Origin of the sequence: Pseudoduganella sp. (genome assembly GCF_041914865.1) — a bacterium.
Classification (GTDB): Bacteria; Pseudomonadota; Gammaproteobacteria; order Burkholderiales; family Burkholderiaceae_D; genus Rugamonas.
Genome location: NZ_JAYSCO010000002.1, coordinates 100067 through 124011 on the forward strand (window position 1 = coordinate 100067; position 23945 = coordinate 124011).

Annotated in this window: 22 protein-coding genes and 1 tRNA gene; 11 read left to right on the forward strand and 12 right to left on the reverse strand. The window is 63.5% G+C overall.

Annotation, left to right across the window (positions count from 1 at the left end):
• Positions 1 to 14 precede the first annotated feature (14 nt).
• Entirely contained in the window at positions 15 to 989 is a 975-nt protein-coding gene (locus ACE3TQ_RS01460) for a helix-turn-helix domain-containing protein (RefSeq protein WP_374580133.1), read from the reverse strand.
• Positions 990 to 1215: 226 nt separating this feature from the next.
• Between ACE3TQ_RS01460 and ACE3TQ_RS01465 the strand changes: the two genes are divergently transcribed.
• Both ACE3TQ_RS01465 and ACE3TQ_RS01470 read left to right on the forward strand, forming a co-directional pair.
• Complete coding sequence (locus ACE3TQ_RS01465; protein ID WP_374580134.1) at positions 1216 to 1779, forward strand: PEP-CTERM sorting domain-containing protein; 564 nt, start codon at positions 1216 to 1218, stop codon at positions 1777 to 1779.
• 52 nt (positions 1780 to 1831) lie between these two features.
• On the forward strand, positions 1832 to 2740 hold the full coding sequence (locus ACE3TQ_RS01470) for a DMT family transporter (RefSeq protein ID WP_374580135.1): 909 nt from the start codon (positions 1832 to 1834) through the stop codon (positions 2738 to 2740).
• Here ACE3TQ_RS01470 and trmB read toward each other — a convergent pair.
• Positions 2730 to 3410, reverse strand: a complete 681-nt coding sequence (gene trmB / locus ACE3TQ_RS01475) for a tRNA (guanosine(46)-N7)-methyltransferase TrmB (RefSeq protein ID WP_374580229.1) — start codon at positions 3408 to 3410, stop codon at positions 2730 to 2732. The genes ACE3TQ_RS01470 and trmB overlap by 11 nt on opposite strands.
• A gap of 137 nt (positions 3411 to 3547) precedes the next feature.
• Here trmB and ACE3TQ_RS01480 point away from each other — a divergent pair, with 137 nt between their 5' ends.
• Positions 3548 to 4051, forward strand: a complete 504-nt coding sequence (locus ACE3TQ_RS01480; protein ID WP_374580136.1) for a hypothetical protein — start codon at positions 3548 to 3550, stop codon at positions 4049 to 4051.
• Here ACE3TQ_RS01480 and ACE3TQ_RS01485 read toward each other — a convergent pair.
• Complete coding sequence (locus tag ACE3TQ_RS01485) at positions 4048 to 4812, reverse strand: hypothetical protein (RefSeq protein WP_374580137.1); 765 nt, start codon at positions 4810 to 4812, stop codon at positions 4048 to 4050. The two genes, ACE3TQ_RS01480 and ACE3TQ_RS01485, sit on opposite strands and share 4 nt — an antisense overlap.
• Positions 4813 to 4986: 174 nt before the next feature.
• Here ACE3TQ_RS01485 and ACE3TQ_RS01490 point away from each other — a divergent pair, with 174 nt between their 5' ends.
• Together ACE3TQ_RS01490 and ACE3TQ_RS01495 are read left to right on the forward strand one after the other, a co-directional pair.
• Positions 4987 to 5703 (forward strand): hypothetical protein, encoded by a 717-nt coding sequence (locus ACE3TQ_RS01490; RefSeq protein WP_374580138.1) that lies wholly within the window; start codon positions 4987 to 4989, stop codon positions 5701 to 5703.
• A gap of 66 nt (positions 5704 to 5769) precedes the next feature.
• A complete protein-coding gene (locus ACE3TQ_RS01495) occupies positions 5770 to 6003 on the forward strand; it encodes a hypothetical protein (RefSeq protein ID WP_374580139.1) in 234 nt (77 codons plus the stop codon).
• On the opposite strand, the gene ACE3TQ_RS01500 is transcribed toward ACE3TQ_RS01495, so the two are convergent.
• From ACE3TQ_RS01500 to ACE3TQ_RS01520, 5 genes are all read right to left on the reverse strand, one after another.
• The gene (locus ACE3TQ_RS01500; protein WP_374580140.1) at positions 5996 to 6685 is read right to left on the reverse strand and encodes a DUF4197 domain-containing protein; all 690 of its coding nucleotides are present in this window, start codon (positions 6683 to 6685) and stop codon (positions 5996 to 5998) included. The two genes, ACE3TQ_RS01495 and ACE3TQ_RS01500, sit on opposite strands and share 8 nt — an antisense overlap.
• Positions 6682 to 7176 carry a DUF3592 domain-containing protein gene (locus ACE3TQ_RS01505; protein WP_374580141.1) on the reverse strand — a complete coding sequence of 165 codons (495 nt, stop codon included), beginning with the start codon at positions 7174 to 7176 and terminating at the stop codon, positions 6682 to 6684. The genes ACE3TQ_RS01500 and ACE3TQ_RS01505 overlap by 4 nt, the downstream gene beginning before the upstream one ends.
• Positions 7177 to 7245: 69 nt before the next feature.
• Positions 7246 to 8178, reverse strand: coding sequence for a DMT family transporter (locus ACE3TQ_RS01510; protein ID WP_374580142.1), 933 nt, complete (start codon positions 8176 to 8178; stop codon positions 7246 to 7248).
• 47 nt (positions 8179 to 8225) lie between these two features.
• A complete protein-coding gene (locus ACE3TQ_RS01515) occupies positions 8226 to 9053 on the reverse strand; it encodes an AraC family transcriptional regulator (protein ID WP_374580143.1) in 828 nt (275 codons plus the stop codon).
• A 19-nt stretch (positions 9054 to 9072) separates the two neighbouring features.
• Positions 9073 to 9146, reverse strand: a tRNA-Gly gene (locus ACE3TQ_RS01520).
• A gap of 89 nt (positions 9147 to 9235) precedes the next feature.
• Here ACE3TQ_RS01520 and ACE3TQ_RS01525 point away from each other — a divergent pair.
• The 6 genes from ACE3TQ_RS01525 to ACE3TQ_RS01550 all read left to right on the forward strand — a co-directional run bounded on the left by ACE3TQ_RS01525 (position 9236) and on the right by ACE3TQ_RS01550 (position 17260).
• A complete protein-coding gene (locus ACE3TQ_RS01525) occupies positions 9236 to 10234 on the forward strand; it encodes a helix-turn-helix domain-containing protein (protein ID WP_374580144.1) in 999 nt (332 codons plus the stop codon).
• Between the two features lie 105 nt (positions 10235 to 10339).
• On the forward strand, positions 10340 to 11455 hold the full coding sequence (locus ACE3TQ_RS01530; RefSeq protein ID WP_374580145.1) for a nuclear transport factor 2 family protein: 1116 nt from the start codon (positions 10340 to 10342) through the stop codon (positions 11453 to 11455).
• A gap of 9 nt (positions 11456 to 11464) precedes the next feature.
• The gene (locus tag ACE3TQ_RS01535) at positions 11465 to 13168 is read left to right on the forward strand and encodes a serine hydrolase domain-containing protein (RefSeq protein ID WP_374580147.1); all 1704 of its coding nucleotides are present in this window, start codon (positions 11465 to 11467) and stop codon (positions 13166 to 13168) included.
• A 158-nt stretch (positions 13169 to 13326) separates the two neighbouring features.
• Positions 13327 to 14052, forward strand: coding sequence for a hypothetical protein (locus ACE3TQ_RS01540; protein WP_374580148.1), 726 nt, complete (start codon positions 13327 to 13329; stop codon positions 14050 to 14052).
• A 137-nt stretch (positions 14053 to 14189) separates the two neighbouring features.
• The gene (locus ACE3TQ_RS01545; RefSeq protein ID WP_374580149.1) at positions 14190 to 15464 is read left to right on the forward strand and encodes a M28 family peptidase; all 1275 of its coding nucleotides are present in this window, start codon (positions 14190 to 14192) and stop codon (positions 15462 to 15464) included.
• A 140-nt stretch (positions 15465 to 15604) separates the two neighbouring features.
• Positions 15605 to 17260, forward strand: coding sequence for a methyl-accepting chemotaxis protein (locus tag ACE3TQ_RS01550; protein WP_374580150.1), 1656 nt, complete (start codon positions 15605 to 15607; stop codon positions 17258 to 17260).
• A gap of 39 nt (positions 17261 to 17299) precedes the next feature.
• Here the strand turns inward: ACE3TQ_RS01550 and ACE3TQ_RS01555 are convergent, their stop codons facing one another.
• From ACE3TQ_RS01555 to ACE3TQ_RS01570, 4 genes are read right to left on the reverse strand one after another with little or no spacing between them, the layout of a single operon-like run.
• Positions 17300 to 18289, reverse strand: a complete 990-nt coding sequence (locus ACE3TQ_RS01555; RefSeq protein WP_374580151.1) for a TraB/GumN family protein — start codon at positions 18287 to 18289, stop codon at positions 17300 to 17302.
• Between the two features lie 53 nt (positions 18290 to 18342).
• Complete coding sequence (locus ACE3TQ_RS01560) at positions 18343 to 19518, reverse strand: metallophosphoesterase (protein WP_374580152.1); 1176 nt, start codon at positions 19516 to 19518, stop codon at positions 18343 to 18345.
• Complete coding sequence (locus ACE3TQ_RS01565) at positions 19518 to 20882, reverse strand: Gfo/Idh/MocA family protein (RefSeq protein ID WP_374580153.1); 1365 nt, start codon at positions 20880 to 20882, stop codon at positions 19518 to 19520. The genes ACE3TQ_RS01560 and ACE3TQ_RS01565 overlap by 1 nt, the downstream gene beginning before the upstream one ends.
• Before the next feature lie 33 nt (positions 20883 to 20915).
• A complete protein-coding gene (locus tag ACE3TQ_RS01570; RefSeq protein WP_374580154.1) occupies positions 20916 to 23894 on the reverse strand; it encodes a TonB-dependent receptor plug domain-containing protein in 2979 nt (992 codons plus the stop codon).
• Between the last annotated feature and the right edge of the window lie 51 nt (positions 23895 to 23945).

A 23945-nucleotide genomic window follows, 5' to 3' on the forward strand; every position in this document is an offset into this window, starting at 1 on the left:
GTGGCGCGATAGGATCAGGACTTGAGGCCGCTCAGCAGCTGGCGGTAGCGGCCCGGCGGTGCGCCGACCGCGGCACTGAAGCGGTGGCTGAAGTGGCTTACATCGGCATAGCCGCAGGCCTGCGCCACCTGCTGCAAGGGCAGGCTTCCCGCGCGCAGCAGGCCGCGGGCGCGTTCGATGCGGCGTGCCGCGATCCAGGCCGAGGGCGGCATGCCAAAGCTGATGCGGAACATGCGCGCCAGGTGGAATTCCGACATGCAGGCCAGCTGCGCCAGCATGCCCAGTGTGATGTTCTGGTCGAGGTGGGTTTCGATGTAGTCATGCAGGCGCCGCCTAACCAGGGGCGCCAGGCCGCCGCGCAGGCGCTGGCCGGGCTTGAGGGCCGACTGGGATCGCAGCAGCTCGCTCAAGGCTTCATGCGTGATCTCGTTGGCGCGCAGCAGCTGGTCGGCATCCTGCCACGGCTGCTCCAGCAAGGCGCCACACAGGCGCACCAGGCGCTCGTTCTCGAAGTAGGTGCGGTCCTGCAAAGTCAGTTCGCGCGGCTCGCGGTCCAGCTCCGCCACCGCACGCTGCGTGAAATGCCCGGGCATGAAGTAGACATGCAGCATACGCAGCTGGCCGCGCACCACCCACTCCGACTCATGCCAGTCGGGCAGCGAGCAAAGGCGCTCGGGCGCGCCATACTGCCCCGGCAAGCCCTCGCGCTCCACGCTGTAGCCGCCGCCCAGGTAGCAGGACAGGGTGTGATGGCCCGGCTGGCGGTACTCGGTCAGCGCCTCCGGCGTATTGCGCTGCCAGACCGCCGCCGCCAGGCCGTCGCCCAGCCAGGCGAAGCGCTCCAGCGTGGCGTCGGTGCCGGACATGGTGCGGAATACCGCATGCGACATCGCGTCGCCCGGCTGCGCCGCCAGCGCCGCGCGCGCGGCGGCTCCCGCGCGCTGGCGTGGTGCTTTGGCTTGCTCGGAGGGTGCGGTCGAAGGCTTCACGCCGAAAAGTCTAGCACGCGCCCCGTGCGCTTGCCGGCGTGCCGGCAAGATATGCGCAAGGCCAGACAATGCGGGCCCAGCCCTGTCGGGAAAATTTACATGGCTGCCCGGGCTGAAACCAAATAACCCTGCGAATCAGTGACTTGTTGGCGCGGGGCATGAAACTTGCATCTTGTCGCGACGGCAATACTGCCAACAGAACTATTATGATGAAAGGGGAAGGTCGATGAAGAAGCTCGCTTGCCTTGCAGCCCTTGCACTTTGCTTCTCCGCAGCACAAGCAGCCCCGGTCACGCTGGACATGACCAGCGGCACGCATGCCAACCTGAACGGCTCGGTGGTCTTCGATACCTACACCGAGGACGGCTTCCGCCTGCGCATGGTGCGCGCCGGCGACCATTACGACCCCGGCTTCCTGGGCGACATCGGCATCCACAACAGCTTTTCGAATGGCGATGATGTGAGCTGGGTGCTCGACTTCTTCGGCGCCAGCTTCAGCCTGCTCAACGTGAACATTGCCGGCTACAGCGACGGCGCCAGCTCGCTCACGCTGACCGGCTCCAACGGCGCCACGCAAGTCCTGTCCGGGCTCGGCACGCTGGCCGTGGCCGGCATGGGCAATGTGACCTCGGTGGTCTTCAATATCGACCAGGATGGCGGCACGCAAGGCGTCGGCATTTCCGAAATCAACGTCAACGACGCGCCAACGCGCCAGGTGCCACTGCCCGGCAGCCTGGCCCTGCTCGGCCTGGGCCTGGCGGCGCTGGGCCTGGCGCGCCGCCGCAACTAAGCGCAAGGCCAGACAACTGCCAGTGTGCGCGGCGCGGCACACTGGCAGCACTATGAACCTGTCCCTCTACCTGACTACGGTGCTCATTTGGGGCACCACCTGGATCGCGATCAAATTCCAACTGGGCGTGGTGCCGGCGCCGGTCTCGATCGCCTACCGTTTCTGGATCGCCGCGCTGGTGCTGATGCTGATCCTGCTCGCGCGCCGCCAGCCGATGCTGCCGCCGCGCACGGCGTGGCGCTACCTGCTGGCGCAAGGCCTGGCCCTGTTCTGCTGTAACTTCCTGTGCTTCTACTACGCCACCATGTGGGTGCCGAGCGGCCTGGTGGCCGTGGTGTTTTCCACCGCACCGATCTGGAACGCCATCAACGGCCGCCTGTTCATGCAACGCCCGATCCGCCCGCAAGTGCTGGGCGGCGCGGTGCTGGGGCTGGCCGGCATCGTGATGCTGTTCCTGCCCTCCATGCATGGCCACTGGAACGACAGCGGCATGCTGGCCGGCCTGGGCCTGGCGCTGCTGGGCACCTTGTGCTTCTCGACCGGCAACCTGCTCTCCAGCCGCATGCAGGCGCTGGGCATGCAGCCATGGCTGACCAATGCCTGGGCCATGCTGTGCGGCGCCACCATCCTCACGCTCGGTGCCCTGCTGCTTGGCATGCCGTTCACCTTCGACCCAAGCGCGCGCTACGTCGGCGCACTGCTCTACCTGGCCGTGCCCGGATCGGTGATCGCCTTCACGGCTTACCTGCTGCTGGTGGGGAGGATCGGGCCGGACCGCGCGGCCTACTGCACGGTGCTGTTCCCGGTGGTGGCGCTGACGGTGTCGACCTTCTTCGAAGGCTACCAGTGGAGCAGCCTGGCGCTGGCCGGACTGCTGCTGGTCATCGGGGGGAATCTGCTGGCCTTTATGCCAGCACGCAAACCGGCGGGTGCGCCCGCCGGCGCAAAAATCACTTCTTGACGAACACCAGGTCCCACACCCCGTGGCCCAGTTTCAGGCCGCGGTTTTCGAACTTGGTCAGCGGGCGGTAGGCTGGCTGCGGCGCGTAGCCGTCGGCGGTGTTCTGCAACGCTGGTTCGGCGGACAGCACTTCCAGCATCTGCACTGCGTAGTCTTCCCAGTCGGTGGCCAGGTGGATGTAGCCGCCCGGCGCCAGGTGCTCGCACAGGGTCTTCACGAATGGCGCCTGGATCAGGCGGCGCTTGTTGTGGCGCGCCTTGTGCCAAGGGTCGGGGAAGTAGATATGCACGCCCGCCAGCGAGCCGGCCGGGATCATGTCGCGCAGCACTTCCACCGCGTCATGCTGGATCACGCGCAGGTTGGGAATGCCTTCCTCGCCAATCATCTTGAGCAGGCTGCCCACGCCGGGAGTGTGCACTTCCACGCCGATGAAGTCCTTCTCCGGCATCACTTTGGCGATGTGCGCCGTGGTGCCGCCCATGCCGAAGCCGATTTCCAGCACGACCGGCGCCTTGCGGCCGAAAGTCTGCTCGAAGTCGAGCGCCTCTTTCTTGTGTTCGATCAGGAATTGTGGCCCGAAGTCCTTCAGCGCACGCTCTTGTGCCGTGGACAGGCGTCCCGCGCGCGTTACAAAGCTGCGGATGCGGTGTTCGGTCGGGTCATAGAGCATTTTGCCCTTTGGCGTGGTTTCGGAAGACATGGCTAAACGTGCAAGGAAAAGGGGCGATTATACCATTGCAGCCTATTCGCCCTTTACGCGGCGGCCTGCGATAATAGCGGGTCACGCAACCCTGGAAGCTCCCTTTTATGGCCCTCGCACTGAATATCGTCATCATCATCCTGGCACTGGTCACGCTGTATTTCCTGCTCAAGGGCGGCCCCAAGGCAGCCCCGGCGCCAAGCGGCAAGCCGGCGGGCGGCTCCTACACCCCGCTGCCGCAAGGCGAACCGGTGCACCACTGGAGCGACGAGGGCCGCTTCCAGCTGGAAGTGCTGGGAGAGTCGCGCTACTCGGACACCATCCACGCGCTGGCCGGCCAGCATGGCGATGCCCCGGCCGACGCCCACCACAAGGCACTGCTGCTGCCGGACGATAACAATCCCTACGAGGACAAGGCGGTGGCGGTCTTCCTCAACAACCAGATGGTGGGCTACCTGGCACCGAAAGACGCGCTGGCCTTCCGCGCCATGCTGGCCCGGCACGAGATCAGCGGCCAGCTCACTTCGTCCGATGCCGTGATCCGCGGCGGCCACCTGTACGAAGGCAAGCGCCTGTCGTACGCCGTGCTGCTCGACATCAACCTCGCCTAAACATCGGGCGCCGCCACCATGTGCAGCATGGCCCGCGCGGCGCAAGCTTCATCTTTGCGGCAATAGGCCAGCAGCTGCTTGCGCGCCGCCACCAGCTCGCCTGCCGGCAATTGCGGATTGCAGACATCGGATTGCCAGCAAAGGTAGCGCAACATCGCCTCCTGCACCGTGCTGGCTTCGACCATATAGTGCGGCCTTACAGCTCCCGGCCGCGTATTCAGGAAACGCAACTGCCTATCCGCCAGTCGCCGGGGGTCTTCGAGGTAGCGGAATAGGTACCCCTCTCCCGTCCCCTCCAGCAAGGACAACTTGTCCAAGGCCGCTTGCTGGCTGTCCGGCGACGTCGTGAGGTCATCCATCCAGCCGCGTACCTGCGCGGCGGTATATGCCGACCTGAGACCGGGTTTGCATGCCGCCTCCGATTCATCCGCGTCCCGAATGCTCACAATGCGCCAGCCGCGATCGTTGCTTACATCCAGCCGCATGGTGACCTGCAGGAAGCGGTGCTCGCGCCGCCCTTGCGCGTAGAGGAAATAGCGACGACATCCATTCACGATCTGTTCGCGCTCATTTTCGGAGCTAAAGACCTTGGAGCTGTATCGATAAATCACCAGGGTATGGATACCTTCCGCAAATTGATCGCCAATGCGGGAGTCAAACAGCGCCTGTTTGACTGACTGGAATGCGGGTTCATTCATCAGGTACCAATGGCTGCCCCCCAGGAGTGCCACGGCAGCGATTACCGACAACAGTGTTTTCATTGAATTCCCATCTGGTCACGACTGGCCGAGGTTAACGGAAATTCATCACCTGTTTCTCTCGAAAAGTCACAGAGCTGCGCAAAACAGGTCCGGCACCCCGCGCACAATTGAATGGCACTGGCATTTGTGCCAAGATTTCATGGTTGTTGTTTTAATAATCATTTAAGGGAAGCCATGAACGTCAAGTACGCCCTGCTCTTGCCAGCCTTACTGCTGGCAGCCTGCGCCAAGAAGGAACCTCCGCCAGCCCCAACTCCGGAGGCCGCGCCAGCTGCAGCACCTGCCGCTGCCCCAGCGCCAGCGCCGGCCCCGGCGGCAACCGCCCCTGCGACCGCTTCCAGCGGCAATGGTCCGCTGCAAACGCCGCAGGTCGACACGGAGAACCTGAGCGACGAGCAAAAAGAAGTCGCCAAGCGCCAGGCCAAGCTCGATTACTCGAACATGGAAGACGGCTATATCAACGACGCCAGCGCGCAGTGGGCCAGCAGCGCCAACGCCACTTCCAGCTACGGTTCGAGCTATGAGCCAGTGCGCGCAACCGGAAAGGTAGATGGCAAATACTGGTCCACCAATAATTCCGATGTCGGTTTCGACTCGCTGGAAGTGTCGTTCGAAAAACCCGTCAACGCCACGCAGCTGCGCCTGGCGATCAACGACGGCTACGGCCTGGAAGGCATCACCAAGGTCGAGCTGCAGGATACCGAAGGCAAGTGGAACACCATCTGGAGCGGCGTACATACGGTGAAGGCCGACAAGCGCGGTGCCCGTACCTGGTTTGTGCAGCCGATCGAGAAAACCAGCTACAAGGTGAAGGCTGCCCGCATCACCAAATCCAACAATGTGACCACGGACCGTCTGGAAATCGACGCGGTACAGCTGGTCGGCAGTTAAGCCTGGCGCGCGCCCTGCCCGCCCCGGCAGGCGTATCATGATGCCAGTAGCGCGCAGGAGGCAATCATGGAACGTGAACGGGCAAAGGCAGGCGATGCGGTGCGGCCAATGGGCTGGCGCCATAAGATGCTGGTGATCCGCACTACGCCGGGGCGCTCGGGCCTCGGCGATGACGAGGATGTGCTGTGCCGCTGGCGCGACAGCGACGGCGAGCACCAGCAAACCTTCAAATCCGGGCAGCTGGAAGTATTGAACTCAGCAGCCCAGGCGCGCAACCCGCGCCGGCGCACGCTTATTTGAGCAGGCCGAATACCTTGGCAATCGCCTTGCTGCCGTAAGACACGGGGTTCTCGCGGATTTTCTTTTCTTCTTCCGCAATCATCAGGTACAGGCCATCCAGCGCGCGCTGGGTGACGTAGGCTTCCACCGTGGCCTGCTCTTCGCTGGCCAGGCCGAATTTGCTCGCCTGCGCCATGGCGCCATTGAACTTGGCCGACAGCTTGGATTTGTCGGTCACGCGTTTCACAATCGGCTTGAACTTGAGCGCCAGCGGCGCCGCCGTCTTCTCCTTGAAGAAATCGGTCACCGAGGTATCGCCGCCGGTCAGGATCTGTTTTGCATCCTGCACCGTCATCGACTTCACCGCGTTCACCAGCAGCGGCTTGGCCAGCGGCACGGCCTGCTCAGCCGCGCGGTTCATCGCGGTTTCCAGTTCATCCAACTGCTCGGCGCGGCCGGCCAGGGCCAGGATGGGCCGTGCTTTTTCCAAGGCGCGCGGCAGCTTGATGCGCACTGCGTCGTTGTTCAGGAAGCCGCCCTCAACGCCAAGCTTGCCGACCGCCGCCACCGACCCCGCCTCCAGGGCCGCTTTGAGCCCGCCGCCCGCTTCCTTCTCGGTCAACGCAGCCAGCGGGTCCGCGTGAACGCTGGCAGCCAGCACCATCCCGGCCACAAAGCCGCTTACGTATTTGAAGATTTTCATGTCATCACCCTTCTTTGAATTCGTTGCCACTTGCGGAAAGCCCAATACACTGCTGCAACCATCCACAGGAGCGATAGCGCACCGGCGATATATGTTTCGCTTTTGAGTCCCGTGCGCAAAATTGCTTGCGCCGGATTGTCCGGGTTATAGAAGACGTTTGTAAAGGCGCCGCGACGGTAGGCGCCCAGCAATTCATCAGCCTCGCGCGGTGAGGCACACTCGTCGACGTCGAAACCTACCCAGTCATTCGTATACGGGGCGCCATTCACACTATACCGGTATGCAACAACGACCTCGCGCCGTTGGCCGGACCTCCCACATGCCTTTTCGGCCGTAACACTGGTGATCTCGCCCCCGGTCATCTCCCATTTAGCAGCTGCGATACTGCCGTGGTAAATCGTTGAGCCAATCGATACCATCGAGACCAGCAAGGAGCCTGCCATGGCAAGTACCGCAATAGCAGCGGCACCGAGCATCAGGAAACTGGTCACTTTATCCCGACGGTGCATAGGCGTTGAAAAGGTAGTTAAAGAGATCGAACTTCCAGTCAATTATATCCCCTAGGCAAGACTGTTCCGGGCGCCGGTAAGGCTGGCCACGGCCGCCAGCACGCATGCCAGGCCGGCCAGCTGGTGCAGCATGATCGGTTCGCGCAGGATGGTGCTGGCCAGTATCGTGGCGGACACTGGCGCCAGCGCGGTAAACAGCGCCGCCTCCATACCGCTGACGCGTGAAGTCCCCACATACCAGAGCAGGAAACCCAACACCGTCGGCACCAGCGCATAGAACGCCATTGCCTTCCAGGTGGCGGCATCGATCTGCAGTTGCCACGGCTGCTCGGCGAACAAGGCCACCACGCCGGCAAACAGGAAGCCCATGGCACACATCAGCGTGGACAGCGGCAAGGCATCGATCGGCGCACGCAGGCGCTTGTGCAGCAAGATGAAAAATGCCTCGCAGGCCACCGCCGCCAGCATCAGCGCCGAGCCCAGCACCTGTTGGACGTTGACGGCATGGGCCGGCGCGTGCCCATCGGACATCAAGTGTGCAGCCGGAACCGCCACTGCCGCCGGCCAGGCGATGCCGCTGGCGACGATCACGCCGATCGCCGCCAGCCCGATTGCAGCCAGCAGGCGCAGCGTGGGGCGCTCGCCCAGCACCAACACCGCGAAGGCGCCCGAGACGATGGGCAGCGTGCCAAGCAATACGCCAGCGGTTGCGGCGGATGTCAGCGTGGTCCCCGAAATCAAGAGCACCGTATAGCCGACGCTTCCCGCGCAAGCCTGCATCACCAGCAGCACCGTATCGCGCAATCCAACACGCGGCATGCGCGCCCGCAGCAGCCAGCACAGCACAAGGAAAACCGGCAGGGCCATGGAAAACCGCAGTGCCGTCGCGGTAAACGGGGGCAAGGTGGCCCCAATGTTTTTGCTGACCACCACCGTGCTGCCGACCGTTAACATCGCCAGCGCGCAATACAGATATCCTGCCATTTGTCGTCCTCCGCAGTAGAAAACGACAGGCTAGGCCCGGCAGGACTTCAGGTCTTGAACGAAATTGCAAAGGCTCCCGGCGCAATGCCGTACTTGCGCACGAAGACCCGGGTCATATGGCTCTGGTCCGCGAAACCGCTGGCCGCAGCAGCTTCGGCCAGAGGCGTGCCACTGGCAATCAGCTGGCGTGCCAGCAAAATGCGCCGATGCAGGAGATAGGCATGCGGGGTGAAGCCCGTGTTGCGGGCGAAGGAGCGCACCAGCTGGAAGCGGCTCATGCCGCAGGCCTGCGCCAGCTCGGCCAGCGACCAGTCGGTGAGCGGGTCGTCCAGCATCATGGACTGGGCCGCACTGGTCGATGCCACGGCGCCAGCCTTGGCATGCCGATGCCGCAGCAGCGATTGCGCCAGCAGATCCAGTAAATGCTGCTCAGCCGCCAGGCGCGCCCCGGGAAGTGTCGAGGTGGCGGCGTCATACGCGCGCACGAACGCCGCCGCCAGCGCCGCGTCGCGCAGCACCGGCGCCTGGAATTCCAGCGCGCCCGGCGCCGTGGCGCCGCCCGCCGCAGGATCATCGCAGCCATCCCGCAGCAGCTCCGCTGCCAGGCCAGGCTCCAGGTACAGCATCTTCCAGCTACGCCCGGCATCGCCCAGCGGCGCGCCATCGTGCACTTCGTTGGGATTCACGGTGATCAGGTCGCCGGCTGTGGCCTCGACCATGCCACGGCAGCTGAAGGACTTCTGCGCACCACGCGTGACCAGGCCGATGCCGAACTGTTCGTGGGTATGCCGGGAAAAGGTTTGGACGCTATGCGCATCCACTGCCTTGATGCGCGCATCACCACACAGCAACACCTGGAAGTTTGTCTTGGCCATGGCGAGTGCGAGAGGGGACTGGAGCGGGTGATGGGAATCGAACCCACGTCTAAAGCTTGGGAAGCTGCCGTTCTACCATTGAACTACACCCGCGTGCCCCGCATTCTATGCGGCTTCATGGTAGTTGACAAGATCGCATGCCGATGTTGCAATGCGAGCAATTTCGGCCAGACAGCGCCTCCATGCTTTCCAAACAACTTCTCTTCCTTTTTAGCGCCCTCGGTGCGGTCAATGGCCTCTTCCTGGCGTGCTACCTGTTCAGCCGGCGCACGCAGCGCCTGGCCAACGGCATGCTGGGCGCCTTGCTGGTGGCGGTTGGCGTACGCACCGGCAAATCGACTTTTTACTACTTCAACCCCGACCTTGCGGTCGAATTCCTGCAGTTCGGCATGTCGGCCTGCCTGTTCATCGGACCGCTGACCTACCTGTATGTGCACTGCAGCCTGGCCGACCTGAAACAGCGCGCCGTCAGCCGGCACTGGCGCTGGCACATCCTGCTGGCGCTCCTTATCGTTGGCCTGGGGGTCGTCTTCCCGTATTCCGCCTACCCTTACATCTGGCACCACGTCATGGGCGGCGTCCATATCTATTGGCTGCTCTACCTGCTTTTGGCGGGGCGCGAGTTATGGCAGGCGCGCGTCCTGTCGCGCCAGACCATTTTGCTGCATAGTGTTTTCTTCAGCAGCTGCCTGATTCTCGCTGCCTATGTGAGCACGCCCATCACTTCTTATATTGTCGGCGCCCTTTCATTTACTTTCTCGATCCATGTCACGGTACTGACTTTTTTCCTGCAATCAGATGCGAAAAAGGACAAATACCAGAACCGCAGGCTGGATGAAACCGAGGCGCGCGCATTAATCGGCGCGCTGGACGAAGTCATGCGCGGGCAGCAGCTGTATTTGAATCCGAATTTAAACCTGGCGCTGCTGGCAAAAAAGGTCGGCAATTTGCAGACCACGGTTTCGCAGGTAATTAACGATAACCTGGGAAAAAGTTTTAACCTGTATATCAATGAATTCCGCATCCAGCACGCGCAAGACCTGCTGCTGCGCGAATCGCACCTGAACATGGAGCTGGTGGCCGAGCGCAGCGGCTTCAACTCCAACTCCACTTTCTTCGCCGCCTTCAAGAAGATCACCGGGCAGACGCCGGCCAGTTTCCGCGCCGCTGCGGCCCCATAGATCACTGCGGAATTATGTATCCGGAGTCCGAAATCATGCTTCGCGACTCCGGCCAGGCACTTGGCCGCTAAGTTGTAGCTCCCGACAACAACTTGAGGTCAATTCATGAGCCTGCATCATTTCCTGAGCGCCGTGCTGGGCGTGTGCCTGTTCCTTGCGCTGCCCGGCGCGGCGCGCGCCCAGTCCGATACCGAGCAAATAACCCAAACCCTGAACGATTACATAGAAGGCACCGCAAATAGCGACCAGGCCCGCTTAAGAAATGCCTTCCACCCGGACTTTAAGCTGTATGCCGTGAATGAAGCCAATGAGCTGCTTATCCGTTCCGGCGAACAATATATTGCCAATTTCGCCCCCGGCAGCAAAAACCATCGGCGCGGCCGCATCCTTTCGATTGACGTTGAAAATAATGCGGCGGCCGCCAAAGTGGAAGTATTAATTCCCGGCTCGCGCCTGTACACCGATTATTTCCTGCTGCTGAAATATCAAGGCGCGTGGAAGATCGTGCAAAAGAGTTATACCTATAAAGAGGCGCCCAAGGCCAGGAAGATCCTGTTTGTCACCTCCAACCAGCACACCTACGGCAATACCAAGCTGAATACGGCGAATCATTTCGAGGAAATCGCCGTCGCCTACGACGTCTTCACCAAGAACGGCTATGTGGTGGACTTTGTCAGCCCGAACGGCGGCGCCATTCCGCTCGGCTATATCCAGACCTCCAGCAGCGTCCAGAAAGAGCACCTGTACAACCCGGCCTTCATGGGCCTGCTCAAGAACACGCTCAAGCCGGAGCAGGTCAACCCGGCCGATTACAAGGCGGTGTATTACAGCGGCGGCGGGGCCGCAATGTTCGGCGTGGCGGAGAACAAGGGTATCCAGGATATCGCCGGCCGCATCTACGAGAGTGGCGGTGTGATTTCCGCCGTCTGCCATGGCACCGCAGGCATCGCCCACCTGAAAGGCCGCGATGGCAAGCCGCTCTTCGCCGGCAAACAGGTCACCGGCTTCCCCGACCTCTTCGAAGATACGAAGGCCGAGTACTACAAGACCTTCCCCTTCTCAATCGACAAGGAGATCAGCAGGAACGGCGGCAATTTCGTCTACTCCAAAAAATTTGGCGACAACTTCCACGTTGCGGACGGAAACATCATCACGGGACAAGACCCGTCGGCCACCGCATCGGTCGCGCGCAAAGTCGTCGAAACCATCCAGGCTAACTAAGGAGGCTCCATGAATACCAACCTGGCAAAATACCTGGCGCTCTGGTACGTGGCGTCGCTGCCGTTCACCGCCAACGCGGCCGATGCCGCCGGCGCCATCGACGCTGCGTCCTCGCAGGCCATCGAGAAAATCCTCAGCGAAGTGAACTCGCCGGACAAGCCGGCGTTGGCAATCGTCGCACTGAAGGACGGCAAAGTTGTGTACGAAAAGGCCTTCGGCAGCGCCAACCTCGAACACAAAATCCCGGCCACCGTCGATACCAGGTTCCAGGTCGACAAAATGGCCTGGGAATTCATCGCCGTTGCGACCCTGATGCTGGAGGAGCAGGGCAAGCTGCAGCTGGATGACGATGTCCGCAAATACCTGCCCGAGCTACCCGACTTCGGCGACAGGATCACCGTGCGCCACCTCCTGAGCTCGACGGACGGCCTGCGCGGCTACAGGGTGCTGAAGTCCCTGGCCGGCTGGGACCTGCGCGAGCCGGATCAGCCCAAGAGCATCCTCCAGTTTGTCGGCAGGCAGAAGGCCCTGAACTTCAAGCCAGGCCGCGCCTTCTCGCCCGGCGGCGACACCCGCCTGGTGCTGCTGGCGAAGATCGTGGAGGCGGTGTCGGGGCAAGCATTCGACGTGTTCTGCAAGAACCAGTTCTTTACTCCGCTGGGCATGGCGAATTCCGTCTTCGTGTATGACAACTCCCTGCCGATGGCGAATACCGCCGTGCCTTACCGCACGGCCGAAAACGGCACGTATAAAAAGGACTTCGGCAGCGGCGTGGCAGGTCCGATGAACCTCTACTCCTCCGTGCGCGATCTGTCGCGCTGGCGCGCGTACCTCGCGTCCCAGGCGCCCGGCATCAAGTCCATCGCCAGCAAGCTGGATACGCCCATCCGGCTCGATGGCGGCGCCACCATCAAGGATATCTCCAGTATTTCCAACTACAGCCAGCACCACGTCGGCCTGGAGCGCGGCATACCCAAGGTCTACATGATCGGTGGCTACGGCGGTTATGCGAGCTCGATCTTCAGCTTCCCCGCGCAAAAATTCACCGTCATCACGTTGAGCTCCGGCCTGGCCTACAGTGGCGGCTACGGCATGCGCCTGGCGACCGTGCTGCTGGAAGACCAGTTCCCCGAGCCGCCCAACATCGATTACGACAAGCTCAAAGCCGTGAAACTGAGTCCGCAGCAGTTGCAGCGGTACGAGGGCGACTACTGGAATCCGGTGCGCGCGCTGGCTGGCAAGGTTTACCTCAAAGACGGTGCGCTGTATTTCAGCCGGGCCGAGGGTGCGGAAGGCCGCGAGATGATCCCGTTGGACGACTCCACCTTCCAGGTAAAAGTGGAAGGCGACGATCAGTTCATGGTCCGCTTCGTCGACAACAACATCCACTACAGCATGAGCGGCAGCGACCCGCAGGTGTACCAGCCCTACCGGCCCGTGCCCTACACGCGGGACGAGCTGGCGCAGTTCAGCGGCACCTTCTACAGCGAGGAGGTGGATGCGGCCTACGTCCTCTCCGCAGCGGGCGGCGGGCTCACGGCCAGCAACCTGCGCGCCGGCAGCGTGAGCTTCAAGCCCATGAGCCGCGACATGTTCGCCGGCGACAAGCGCTTCATGGCGGGCATTAAATTCATCCGCGGCAAAAACTCGGAAGTGACCGGCTTCCAGGTCGTGGTCGATGAAGTGCGCAACCTCGTGTTCAAGAAGATATAACCCGTCCGCGCTGCGCAGCACATGCGCAGCGCGGATTGACATCCGGTGCCAGACATCCATCTACCAATAGGAACAATTCATTATCCTTTCGCTTGTGCGCCGCCTATACTTTTCAATCCGCAAGGCCGATCTTTACAACAAAAAAACGAGAGGCTGAAATGAAAAAGACAATCTTGCTTGTCCTGTTACTGCCATTGTTCGCCCTGGCGCAAACGCCACCTGCGGTCGTCCTCATCACCGACCGCGTGTGGGTCAAGGACGGCCATATGGCGGCATTCAAGAAAGCGCTGGCGGCCCACGTCAAGGAGTATCACAGCGGCCAATGGAAGTGGCGGGTGTACGAAGTGCTCAGCGGTCCCGATAGCGGCGCTTTCCAGATCAACGAAGGCCCCAATGGCTGGACCGCACTGGACGGGCGCGGCGACCTGTCGGCCCAGCACTCCAAACACTACGAAACCATGATCCTGCCGCATATCTCGAAGTCGGCGCCGACCATGTTCGTCACCTTCGACGAAAAGCTCAGCACGACGCAGGCCGGCAACTGGTCGAACAAAGCCGTGCTGACGCGCTTTTACATCAAGCCGGGGCGCGGCGTTGCCAACACCGCGGCATTAAAGACCAACAAGGCCGTCTGGGAAAAACTGGGGCGCAATGTCGCGGTCTGGCGCAGCTGGTCTTCGGGCCAGGCGCAGGTGATCGTGGCCGGGCGGCTGAAGGACGGCTTCAAGGACTTCGACAACGACACCCGCATGTACAGCCAGGCATACGATGAAGTCAACGGCGCCGGCTCCTACGACAAGTACCTGGAAGACGTGGCGCGCAACGTGGACAGCATTGTGGGCGAAATGATCGAGTACAAACCGGAACTCAGCTCACAGAAGTAAAGCGGCGCGGCGGCCGGGCGTCGACCTTGCGGGACCCCGGCCACCGCCCCATGTAACAACGGCGCTACAATTTTCTGCTTTCGCCCGCCCGCAAATCTGCCATCATCCTCGGCACCGAGACATTGCGAGGAAACCCGATGACGCCCACCCCACGCCGCAGCGCCGCCAGCCTGGCGCTGGCCCTGACTTTTGCCCTGGCTGCACCGCATGCAATGGCCCAGCAACAGCCGGCCGCCGCGCCGGCGGATCCGATCAGCGTGCTGGTCGGGCAGCTGGAGCTCGAACAATACAAAGCGACGATCAAGGCGCTGACCAAGTTCGGCGACCGCCGCCAGGGCACCTTGCGCAACCGCCAGGCGCTGGACTGGATCGAGGCGCAGCTGAAGGCTTACGGCTGCTCCAACGTGGAACGCCTGCAGTACCAGTTCACCGAACCGGCGGTGCGCAGCAAGCCTGCGGTAGCAGCGGGCGGTGGCGCGGGCGGTCCGCCAGGCCAGGGTGGCAGCACCCTGTTCGGCAACCGCGCGCCCACTGGCGTCAACAACGATCCGATGAAGCAGCCGGACGAGCGCCTGCGCGCGCTGAATGCGGAGCCGACCCCGCCCGGCACTTCGCTGCGCGAAAACGTCTACTGCACCAAGATCGGCAAGACCCGTCCGGACGAAATGTACATCGTGAGCGCGCACATGGACGGCATCGGCTTTGGCGAAGCGGCCAATGACGACGGCTCCGGCACAGCGCTGGTGATGGAGCTGGCGCGCATCTTCAGCCAGCCGGGCGTGGAGACCGAACGCTCGATCCGCTTCGCCCTTTGGAACAACGAGGAAACCGGCCTGAATGGCGCCGCCGCTTACGTTGAGCAGCGCAAGGACTTGCAGGGCATCGAGTCGCCCAAAGGCTCGGGCAAGTATCCGGAGCCGAAGTGGCTCGGCATGATCCAGCACGACATGATGCTGTATGACCACGGCATGCCGGTGCCGAAGCTGGACGCCGCCGGCAAGCCGGTGCTGGACGACAAAGGAAAGCCGGTCTACGAGCTGCCAAAGGAGCAGCGCCTGGAGGCGGACGTGAACATCGAGTTCCAATCGCAATCGAAACAGGCGGAAGGCTCGGCCAAACTGGCCTGGGCCTTCCGCGCCGCGAACGACCGCTACGCCACCAACTACCCGGCCACGGTGGGCTTCCATATGACGAACACCGACTCCACCCCGTTCATGGACCTGGTGCCTTCCATCTCGCTGCGCGAGAACGAGCGCGGGCAGCAGATCGGCGCCGGCTGGAATCCGCACTGGCACCAGCCAACCGATTTGTATGCCAACTATTCGGACAAGGATTTCCTGCTTGGCCTGAACGCCGCGCAAACCACTCTGGCCGGGGTGGCCAGGCTGGTGGGCGCGAAGGTGGCCAAATAGTCACAATAAATTAATCGCGCAACAACAGTTTTGCGAAAATACCACGGAAAGGCCATGCTTAGTGCATGGCCTCGTCCCGGCCAAAAGCCTATCTGCTAGTATGCTCGGCGATCCTTCCACCCTGAAGCAAAGTCCCCTACATGCGCAGCACAGCCGAACACGAAACCCTCCTTGAAGACGGCAAACCGATCGTCCTCACCATGGATTTGCAGGGCCGCCTGACTTACGCCAATTCGACGTTTGTAGCAACCAGCGGTTACTCCGATGAAGACCTCCACGGCCGCCCACAGGTCGCGCTGCACCATCCCGACATGCCGGGCGAAGTGGATGAGGACATGCTGCGCACCACCATGTCCGGCGAGCCATGGCGCGGCCTGGTCAAGTACCGCTGCAAGGAAGGCGGCTTCTTCTGGTGCATCGCCAACGTCACGCCGGTGATCGAGAAGGGCCGCACCACCGGCTTCATGTCGGTGTGCACCAAGCCCAAGCGCGAACAGGTGCAGGACGCGGAGCGCCTGTACCGCACCGTCAAAGGTCCCAACCCGGACGGCGTGCGCATCCACCGCGGCGCGGCGGCTGCGCGCGGCCGCCGCAAATTCACCAACGCGCTGCGCGACATCTCGCTGTCGCAGCGCCTGGCCCTGACCTTCGGCAGCGTTGCCCTGCTGGCCGTGTCAATGGCGCTGCACGCCGTGCTGCCCTACCCCGATACCGCACTGCACGTGCAAGCCGTGCTGCTGGCAGCGCTGGCCCTGTACGGCTGGTTCACCCTGCACCGCGCCGTGGTGGCGCCGGTCCAGGCCTGCATCAACGCCACCCGCATCCTGGCCGGCGGCGACCTGACCACGCGCATGGCGGTGGACCGCCACGATGAACTGGGCCAGCTGCAAGCCTTCGTGCGCCAGCTGAACCTGAACCTGGCTTCCATCCTGGGCGATATCCGCGGCAACTTCGCCCTGACCCGCAGCACCACCACCCAAGTGCGCACCGCCAACTTCGACCTGGCGGCCCGCACCGAAGCGCAGGCCGCCAACCTGGAGCAGACTTCCGCCCACATGGGCCAAATCACCGGCACCGTAAGCCAGACGGCGGACAACGTGAATACCGCCAACAGCGTGGCCAGCGAAGCGACCGCGCTGGCGGCCCGCACCGGCGTAGCGGTGGAGCAGGTGGTGACGGCGATGGACGATATCCGCCAGTCCTCGCGCAAGATCGTGGACATCATCGGCCTGATCGACGGCATCGCATTCCAGACCAATATCCTGGCGCTGAATGCAGCAGTGGAAGCGGCGCGCGCCGGCGAGAGCGGGCGCGGTTTCGCGGTGGTGGCGAGCGAAGTGCGCAACCTGGCGCAGCGCAGCGCGGCGGCGGCCAAGGACATCAAGGCCCTGATCGACGCTTCGGCCGACAAGATCGAAGCCGGCGCCAGCGTGGCTACCACGGCGGGCGCCGACATGGATGCGGTGATTGCCGCCATCGGCCAGGTGGCCGACATCATGGGCGAGATTAGCGGCGCGACGCGCGAACAGAGCAACGGCGTCAACCAGGTGAAGGACGCCATCGTGCAGCTGGATGAGGTAACGCGCCAGAACAGCCAGATGGTGGAGGAAGCTTCCGCTGCCACCGGCGTTCTCGACCTGCAGGCGCAGGCCGTGGCCAAGGCGTTGGAAGTATTCAAGCTGCCGCCGCAGGCCGGCGCCAAAGGCAAGCCTGGCGCCAGCCTGAAGCCGGTGCCGTCCAGCCACCAGCAAGTGCGCCTGGGCGGCGCGCCGGCCCCGCTGGCCAAGCGCGCCTGACACGGCGCGAGCGCCCTGCCGGGGCGCCCGCCGCGCACCTTACTCGGGTGCCTCCACCTTATAGCCCTTGGCCTGCAGCTCGGCCAGCGGCCCCTTCGGATCGAGGATGCGCGCCAGCGACAGCACGGCAAACGTCGTGCTGTTCGCCGCCAGCGCCCGCTCGGCATTCTCCAGCCACTTCCGGCCGATATCCTTCTCCGCCTGCACCAGCTTCTCGTTCGACTTGAATGCATCGTTGGCTTTCACGGCTTCCTTGCAGGCCTCTTCGCGTTCCGCAAAGCTTAGCGAAGTGATTTTCGACATGTCGCCAACCGCCCACGCGTTGGCGCGCACGCGCATGGCATCGAGGTCGCTCTCCAGCTTGTCCACGGTCTTGGCAAAACAGGCCGTATCGGCGCCGGGAGAGTTCTTGAAGGCCTTGAGCGCCTGGCCGGGATTTTCCAGCTCCATATGGAAGCTGCTGGAAGTGGTTTTCACCTTGTACTGCTGGGCGATCTTATGGATCTTCTCAGCGACGCCGGTGCGCATGGTCAGGCCGTTCTTCTCCAGGCCCTTCCTGTACAGGGTTTCGGCCACGAACATCGGGCGTTCGCGCTCGATGCCGGAGTCCTTGCCGATGTACTTGGCCTTCAGCACCTGCCAGCGGTCATAGGTCTCGGCAGGCAGCACGTCGACCAGCTTGGCGCCGTCCGGGTTGTCCTTGTAGCCGATGGCGAAAGGCAGCATCTTCAAGCCGCCCCACAGGCCGACGGAAATACCGAAGTCGGGCTTGGGCAGGTACTCCTGCGACTTGGCCAGGATCGCTTCCACTTCGTGCGAACGCCAGTCCATCTTGGCCGGCAGCGGCGCGTAATCGCCGAAGACGTACATCACGTGGTCGCCTTTGCTGACCTTCCACAAGCCGGGGCCGGGGCGCTGGCCGGTGATCACAACCTTTTCGCCTTCCGGCGCGGGAGCTTCCTCCTGCGCCCAGGCGCCAGCCGCCAGCAGGCCGAGGGCCAGGGCGGGTACTGCGTGCATCACTTTCATTGTCGTCCTCTTATTCTCAGGTAATGGTTAAGAGAACGGCAATACTACCTCAACTACTTACGCGTGGGTATCTTCAGGGTATGCAGCAGCAAGCCCTGATCCGACAGCACGCGCACGGTCAGCTCACGCTCCGTCGCATCGACCCGGGCCAGCTGGTCCTGGCCCAGCACCAGCAGGTGGTAGGCGCGCGCCTGGTCCGGCGGGCGGTACGAGAACTCGTGGTCATGGCCGGCGATCACCAGGTCGACGCGGGCCTGGTTGGCCAGCGCCGTCCACGCCGCGCCATTGTCCGGCAGCCAGCCCCAGTCGCCCTGGTGCATGGCCACCACGCGGAACGGTGCGCTAGCGAGGTGCTTGCTGCTGGCCGCGTGCGCGCGCAGCCATGCCAGTTCGGCTTCGCGGTATGGCACGGTGCGGTTCAGGCGCGCATAGACATTGGTGTCGTCCGGCTTGTCCTCGCCGGTGTCGAGCACCAGCAGGTGCACCGGGCCCATGGCGCGGGCGTAGTAATACGTGCCTTCTGGCGCCGGCACATAGCCGGCCAGGTGGCGCGCATAGGCGCCGCGCAATTCGTGGTTGCCGCGCGCGAACAGCAGCGGCTTGCCGGGTCCCATGGCGGCCACCGTGGGGCGCAGCCATTTCGCCCACAGCTGCTCTTCCGTGTCGAGCCAGTGGAAGGCATCGCCCAGGTGCAGCAGCGCGTCGGTGCCGGGCCAGTCCACCAGTTTCATCAGGCGGTTGATGCGGCCCGTATCTTCGTGGGTATCGGTCACCACGCTGAAGGAAGCGCGCTTCCCCTGCGGGTTGAAGGTAGTGAAGGTGGCCGGCGCGCTGCTCGCGCTCAGGCCTTTGTCCGGCCAATAGGGCTTGAGCTTGACCACGCGCGTGGCGACGGCCTCGTAGCTGTATTGCTTGCCGGGCGTGAGGCCGCTGAGCGTGACCACATGGCGCAGCCCGACCGGCACCAGGCCGTCCACCTGGGGCTCGAACTCGCGCACCGTGTCGCCGTCGCGCAGCAGCACCTTGGCGTGGCTCGGCGCATCCGTCATCCACACCACCGACACCGAGGTGTCGGACAGCGCGGACAGGAACGGGCCTTCCGTGATGACAGGCCTGGTGTCGAACACCTTGTACGGTTCGGACTGGGCGCCGGCAGGCCCCTGCACGGCCAGCAGCGCCAGGCCGAAGCACAGGGAAGCCAGCGCCGTGCGGGTGCGCGCCGCCTTCATCAGTAGCGGTCGTCGAAAGCGAAGATCGGCTTGCGCTTGCTCCACTCGCCGCGGGTGAAGTCTGGGAAGTCCAAGGTCTGGAAGTTTTGCGCAATCGACTGCTCGGACAGCGGCGTGATGGCGCTCCAGGTCACCGCATCGTAGATATCGATCGGCATCGGCGCGCGCGCCTTCAGTGCTTCGACAAAGGCGTGGATCACGAAGTAGTCCATGCCGCCGTGGCCGGCGCCGGCCGCCTCGCTGGCGTACTTGCGCCACAACGGGTGGTCGTACTTGTCCTGGTAGGCCTGGAAGTCTTCCCACTGGTGCGGCTTGCTCTTGCCCTCGATATGGATGGAGTGGTTCAGGTCCATCCACAGGCCGTCGGTGCCCTGCACGCGGAAGCCCAGCGAGTAGGGGCGCGGCAGCGAGGTATCGTGCTGCAGCAGGATGGTCTCGCCGTTCTGGCACGACAGCGTGGTGGTCACGATATCGCCCAGGCTGAACTTCACCTTGCTGTTCGGATGGCTGGCGCCGCCCTGCTTCACCACGTAGTCATGCAGGCCGCGCGCCTTCGTCGCGAAGGCGTTGATGCGGGTGAAGCGGTTGCCGCGGTTGATGTTGGTGTACATCGCGCACGGGCCGATGCCATGGCTCGGATACAGCTCGCCGTTGCGCTGCACCGAATGCTCGGTGCGCCACTTGGCCTCCGACCAGCCCTTGGCGCCGAACTCCACGCCGCCGCCGTATGGCTTGGCCGGGTCGCCGCTGTTGAACTTCACGGCGCGCAGGTCGTGCTGGTAGCCGCCCTGCAGGTGCACCAGCTCGCCGAACAGGCCGGCGCGCACCATCTGCAGCACCGCCATCACGTCGCGGCGGTAGCACACGTTCTCCAGCAGCATGTAGGGCGTGCCGGTCTTCAGCTGCGTATCCAGCACGTCCCAGTGGTCCTTCAGGGTGATGCCGGCCACCACCTCGCAGCCCACCGGCACCTTGGCCTGCATGGCGTCGATCGCCATCTGCGCATGCCACTCCCACGGGGTGGCGATGATCACGCCGTCCAGCTGCTTCGAGTCCAGCATGCGCTTGTAGGCGTGCTTGTCGCCATCCTCGCCGTAGGTGCGCGGCTTGGGCTTGCCGCCCTTCTCCACCATGGCCAGCGCCTTGCCCAGCATGATCGGTTCGATATCGCACAGGGCGGCCACTTCCACGTCGTCGCGGCGCACCAGCTCGCGCAGCAGCACCTGGCCGCGCATGCCGGTGCCGATCATGCCCAGGCGCAGCTTCTCGCGGCTGCCGGCCGCAAAGGCGGTCGGCAGCAGCAGGCTGCCCGCCAGCGCAGCGCCGGCGGTGAGGAAGTGTCGTCGGTTGAATTGCTTGTCCATCTTGTCAAATGCCTCTAAGTGTTGATCCGCAGGTTACCAGAACTTGTAGCTGGCCGAGAGCGCGAAGGTGCGGCCGAACAGGTTCTGCGCGTGGTTGTAGCCTTCCCAGCCGTTCGGGTCGTAGTAAGGCATCTTGTTGGTCACGTTCTTGATGTTCAGGTTCAGGTCCAGCTGCTTGGTCGGTTTCCAGGTGAAGCCCAGGTTGGCGGTGGTGTACGACGGCTGGCCGCCGCACAGGTCCTGCGGCAGCGAGACGCCGGCGGCGGTGCAGTTCTCCGGCGTGTTGTCGGTGTCGTGCGGGTCGTACGCCCATTTCGACTTGCCGGTGTAGTTGATGAACAGGCTGGTGATGAAGTTCTTGTAGCTCCAGTCCGCATTCAGGGTGCCGCGCAGGCGTGGCGAGTCGTAGTAGCCGACGTAGTTGCCGGAGAAGCCTTCGCCGTTGTCGTAGTTGTAGGTCTCGCGCTTGCGGATGGTGAGCGCGGCGCCGGTGCCCAGCTTGCCGTACTCGCCCAGCGACCAGCGCGCACGGGCATCGATGTCGAAGCCATCCAGCAGGGTGCGGCCGCGGTTCGAGTAGGAGTTGATCAGGCCACCCAGGTTGCCCACCGAGTACTTCGGCAGCGTGCCGGTGCAGGCCGCCGCATTGGCCGGGTTGGCGCACATGGTCACCACCGCCGCCATATTGGCGCGGTCGGCGTCGGACAGGTCGTTGCGGATGGCCTGGTTGGTGCCGACCAGCGCCGGGCCGTGTTTTTCCACCAGCTGGGTGAACAGCTGGTTGAAGTCCTGGCGCACGATCTCGTCGCGGCGGTACACGAACCAGTAGTCAAGCGAGATGCTGACATCCTTGGCCGGCTGCAGCACCAGGCCCAGGGTCGAGATCTTGGCCTTCTCCGGCTGCAGGTCCGGATTGGGCGGGGTCAGGCCGCCCACGGTGGTCGAGCAGTTGGAGTTCAGCAGCGCCTTGCCCAGGTCCTGTTCGGTCTTGGTGACGGATTTCTGCAGCAGCTTGGCGATGGCGTTGGTTTCGTCGCAGCGCACGGTATCGCGGATGCCGCCCACCTGCGCGAACACGCCGCCGCTGCCCGATTCGGCCAGGTTAGGCGCGCGGAAGCCTTCCGAATAGGTGCCGCGCACCATCAGCTCCGGACGGGCGCGCCAGGTCACGCCCAGCTTGGGCGCCAGGTTGGCGGAGAAGTTCGGGTATTTGTCCAGGCGCGCCGCTGCGTTGACTTCCAGCTTGTCGGTGACCGGCACCACCACTTCGCCGAACAGCGCGCTCACGGTGCGCTCGCCGTCGAACCAGGAACCGCCCTGCTGGGTGATCAGGCCGTTGGCGGCATCGGGGTTGCCCGGGGTCTCGAATTTCTCGCGCATCAGGTTGGTGCCGAAGGCGGCGCGCACTTCACGCTCGCCCAGCTTGAGCAAGGTGCCTTCGACTTTCGCGTCGAAGGTGATCAGCTTGGTCCAGGACTGGATGTCGAAGGTCGGGTAAGCCTCGCGCAGCAGCGCCGCGTTGGCTTCGCTGATCTCGCCGAACTTGTAGGCCGGATTGTCGGAGATGTAGGTGCGGCCGGTGACCGGATCGACGCGGGTCGGTCCGAACGCCTTCTCGAAGCCCCTGGTGTTGATGTTGGTGGTCTGGTACAGGGTCGAGTGGCTGCCGGCCACGCCCAGCGCGGTTTCGAAGTCCCAGCTGCCGGTCAGGTGGCCTTTCAGGCCGGCCAGCACGCGGTAGTTGTCGTCTTCATTCTTCTGGCCGAAGTGGCCCTTGGCATCCTGCAGGATGTAGTTCAGGCCCGCTGCACCGCCCATCTTGGCTGCCATGTCGGCATCCAGCTTGCCCTTCAGGTAGACGTTGTCCGGGCCGAGGTAAGACTGGGTGAAGGTATTCAGCTTGGTGCCGGTATTGCGCGAGAACCAGTTGTTGACGGTGCCGCTGTTGAAGCTGCGCGGGCCGTTTTCGCCGCGCATGCGGATATGGGTGAAGGCCGCTTCGGCGAATGCTTCCAGGTCGTCGCCGAACTTTTTGCGGCCGGCCAGGAAGCCGGTTACGCGGTCGGAAGTCGGGCCGGTGTCCAGCGAGTACGGCAGGTTGTTCCATACGCAGCGGGTACCCGACGCTTCGGTGATATAGGTGGTACAGCCAGCCACGGCGCGCTGGGTGCGCGCGTTGCCCTTGGTCGGGTCGAACACGAAGAAGGTGCCCGGGTTGGGCTGGCCTGGCTCGCTGCCGACGCCGATGCGGAAGTTCGGGATGAAGTTCGGGTTATTGACGTAGAAGTGCGCCGGGCGCTTGTTGTAGGTGTCCTCCAGCGCAATGCGGTCGCGCTGGTAGACGTTCAGCGAGGCCATGATGTTGTAGCCGTCGTTGCCGATATCGCCCTTGCCGTACACCAGGCTGGCCTGGCGCTCGCCGTAGGACGAGACTTCCTTCGAGCGGTCGATGCTGGCGCGCGCCTCCAAGCCCTGGTAGTTCTTCTTGGTGATGACGTTGATCACGCCGGCCACCGCGTCGGAGCCGTAGACCGCCGATGCGCCGTCGGTCAGGATCTCCATGCGCTCGATCGCCGCCGCCGGGATCGCGTCGATATTGACGAACATGGTCTGGAAGCCGGCCGGCGCACCATAGAAGGACAGGCGGCGGCCGTTCATCAGCACCAGGGTGCCTTGCGCGCCCAGGCCGCGCAGGTTGGCCTGCGAGCCGCCGTCGGAACCGGTGAACATGGAACGGAAGTCCTGCTGCGCCGGGCGCGCGGCAGGCAGGTTGTCGAGCACCTGCATCAGGGTGCGGGCGCCCATGTTTTCGATCTGTTTGGAGTCGATCACCTGCACCGGCGATGCGGTTTCGGCGTTGATGCGTTTCAGGCTGGAGCCGGTGACTTCGACGCGATGGACTTTTTCGCCCTTCTCGTCCTTCTTGTCATCGCCTTCGGCCGCATTCGCAACCAGGGCGCCGCCAGCCAGTCCCACTGCTGTCAAAGCAGCGATCAATTTCTTCAGTTCCACATGCCTCTCCTTATTTTAGTTTGCAAGACTCCCTCCCCGGTCCGAAGAGGG

What these genes read in the sequence shown, in the direction of transcription:
- ACE3TQ_RS01530 (WP_374580145.1), top strand. Translation starts at nt 10,340, where the DNA reads ATGAGCCTGCATCATTTCCTGAGCGCCGTGCTGGGCGTGTGCCTGTTC.
- ACE3TQ_RS01480 (WP_374580136.1), top strand. Translation starts at nt 3,548, where the DNA reads ATGGCCCTCGCACTGAATATCGTCATCATCATCCTGGCACTGGTCACG.
- ACE3TQ_RS01550 (WP_374580150.1), top strand. Translation starts at nt 15,605, where the DNA reads ATGCGCAGCACAGCCGAACACGAAACCCTCCTTGAAGACGGCAAACCG.
- ACE3TQ_RS01560 (WP_374580152.1), bottom strand. Translation starts at nt 19,518, where the DNA reads ATGAAGGCGGCGCGCACCCGCACGGCGCTGGCTTCCCTGTGCTTCGGC.
- ACE3TQ_RS01465 (WP_374580134.1), top strand. Translation starts at nt 1,216, where the DNA reads ATGAAGAAGCTCGCTTGCCTTGCAGCCCTTGCACTTTGCTTCTCCGCA.
- ACE3TQ_RS01535 (WP_374580147.1), top strand. Translation starts at nt 11,465, where the DNA reads ATGAATACCAACCTGGCAAAATACCTGGCGCTCTGGTACGTGGCGTCG.
- ACE3TQ_RS01540 (WP_374580148.1), top strand. Translation starts at nt 13,327, where the DNA reads ATGAAAAAGACAATCTTGCTTGTCCTGTTACTGCCATTGTTCGCCCTG.
- ACE3TQ_RS01555 (WP_374580151.1), bottom strand. Translation starts at nt 18,289, where the DNA reads ATGAAAGTGATGCACGCAGTACCCGCCCTGGCCCTCGGCCTGCTGGCG.
- ACE3TQ_RS01525 (WP_374580144.1), top strand. Translation starts at nt 9,236, where the DNA reads ATGCTTTCCAAACAACTTCTCTTCCTTTTTAGCGCCCTCGGTGCGGTC.
- ACE3TQ_RS01490 (WP_374580138.1), top strand. Translation starts at nt 4,987, where the DNA reads ATGAACGTCAAGTACGCCCTGCTCTTGCCAGCCTTACTGCTGGCAGCC.
- ACE3TQ_RS01515 (WP_374580143.1), bottom strand. Translation starts at nt 9,053, where the DNA reads ATGGCCAAGACAAACTTCCAGGTGTTGCTGTGTGGTGATGCGCGCATC.
- ACE3TQ_RS01495 (WP_374580139.1), top strand. Translation starts at nt 5,770, where the DNA reads ATGGAACGTGAACGGGCAAAGGCAGGCGATGCGGTGCGGCCAATGGGC.
- ACE3TQ_RS01565 (WP_374580153.1), bottom strand. Translation starts at nt 20,882, where the DNA reads ATGGACAAGCAATTCAACCGACGACACTTCCTCACCGCCGGCGCTGCG.
- ACE3TQ_RS01500 (WP_374580140.1), bottom strand. Translation starts at nt 6,685, where the DNA reads ATGAAAATCTTCAAATACGTAAGCGGCTTTGTGGCCGGGATGGTGCTG.
- ACE3TQ_RS01510 (WP_374580142.1), bottom strand. Translation starts at nt 8,178, where the DNA reads ATGGCAGGATATCTGTATTGCGCGCTGGCGATGTTAACGGTCGGCAGC.
- ACE3TQ_RS01485 (WP_374580137.1), bottom strand. Translation starts at nt 4,812, where the DNA reads ATGAAAACACTGTTGTCGGTAATCGCTGCCGTGGCACTCCTGGGGGGC.
- ACE3TQ_RS01545 (WP_374580149.1), top strand. Translation starts at nt 14,190, where the DNA reads ATGACGCCCACCCCACGCCGCAGCGCCGCCAGCCTGGCGCTGGCCCTG.
- ACE3TQ_RS01470 (WP_374580135.1), top strand. Translation starts at nt 1,832, where the DNA reads ATGAACCTGTCCCTCTACCTGACTACGGTGCTCATTTGGGGCACCACC.
- trmB (WP_374580229.1), bottom strand. Translation starts at nt 3,410, where the DNA reads ATGCTCTATGACCCGACCGAACACCGCATCCGCAGCTTTGTAACGCGC.